At 55.6% G+C, this 1,332-nt stretch carries 1 protein-coding gene and 1 pseudogene; both read right to left on the bottom strand.

Annotated elements, in window-relative coordinates; all coding sequences use genetic code 11:
• Positions 1 to 366, bottom strand: a pseudogene (locus tag JSE7799_RS21730) (transposase family protein); the annotation flags it as partial.
• A gap of 105 nt (positions 367 to 471) precedes the next feature.
• Positions 472 to 1,218: a hypothetical protein gene (locus tag JSE7799_RS20490; RefSeq protein ID WP_222101745.1), complete on the bottom strand. Its 747-nt coding sequence runs from the start codon at positions 1,216 to 1,218 to the stop codon at positions 472 to 474.
• Between the last annotated feature and the right edge of the window lie 114 nt (positions 1,219 to 1,332).

Below are 1,332 nucleotides of genomic sequence, written 5' to 3'. Positions count from 1 at the left end.
CCGCCTTGGTCTTCAGGTCGCGCAGGTTCCCCACGCCATGCCGGCGCAGGCAGCGATCCAGCCCCGAGCGCGAGGCGTTCGGGTTCAGGAACTCCCGCACAACCGCCAGCAGATCATCCAGCGACACCAGCAGCGCCTTTCGCAGGGCCACCGCGACGGCCTCCTGCGGTGGTGTGTCAGCGTCGTCTGGAGCCTGTGCGGCGTGTGGCTGCGATCCGCGACGCTGTCGCGCTTGCGCCACTTGTAAACGGTCTGCTCCGTTATGCCGAAGCGCTCGGCCAGGACCGGAGCAGGTTCCGTGCTCGCCTGGATCGCCGCCCGCACCTTCGGCGTGGTCGTGGCCTGCTTGTGAAGATGTATCAGCATGGTCGTGCCCCGTCTCGAAGGTCCCTCAGAACCGATCTTGCCATGAAGAGCGCGGATCGTCGCGGGGAAAGGTGATCATCCGGGACGGAACGTGTAGCCAGCAACTTAATTAATATTATCACCTATGGAATTTAGATATTTTCCAAAAATCTCCCCCACCAAATTCTTATTCACTTCGTAGGAAACGTTACCAGCCAAGCCGCGATGATGCCTTACGAACCAGTCTGTAGAACCGGAAGATATATATGACCCAGCTCCCGTCATGATATACATGAAGTTTACGTCGGCCTGTCCGATAGGCGTTTCCGGAAAAAGCCCTGAATCTACAAGAGGCTCCACTGCGACCTCGTGATATCTGCGGCGTTGCGAGCCTGCATCGCCAGAAAATACGGAAACTTCAAAGACAGCTCCCTGTTGGTGCGGTCGACAGGAAATGAATCTAGTGAGACGAACCTCTTCATTCTCCACGCCCGACTCATGGTCGCGATTGGAAAATTCTGCAACCGTGTACGGAATCCGGTAAAATCCGCCGCCCGGTCGACATCCGAAGATTTCGTATGCTCCACCAAAACTCAGGTGCTCATAGAAAGGGTCTGTAAGCTCTGCATTGATAAAATGGTTAATCAGTGCGGCAACAACCTCAGGCGGCGAAGAATCCGCCACGAGGTTAGATAATACATCGCCTTCTCCGAAGTTCACCTCACCAGCTCCACTTCCAGCCACGTCTATCGTGATAGCGTTGAAGTGTATTTCTTCAGCGTTGATCCCATACCCCATGTAACCTTCGGGTCCGTTGCAGAATATAAGCATGTGATAATCTGCTGAATCCCAAAACGGGGATTTAGCCCGCATAATTCATGAAGCTGCGGACTTGTGCTCCGTGGGATGGTTTCCCCGGTCTCGGTTTTCTTGCGCGCACCCGGTGTTTGCGTCCGGTTGGCAGGCCGGCCGGTGACTTGGGTCTTG

The organism is Jannaschia seosinensis (assembly GCF_001408515.1).
GTDB classification, from domain to species: Bacteria; Pseudomonadota; Alphaproteobacteria; order Rhodobacterales; family Rhodobacteraceae; genus Jannaschia; species Jannaschia seosinensis.
The sequence above is the reverse complement of the archived record's forward strand: the minus strand, read 5'-3'. Positions and strand labels throughout refer to the sequence as shown.

Coding starts and splice junctions, on each gene's coding strand:
- JSE7799_RS20490 (WP_222101745.1), bottom strand. CDS start 1,218: ATGCGGGCTAAATCCCCGTTTTGGGATTCAGCAGATTATCACATGCTT.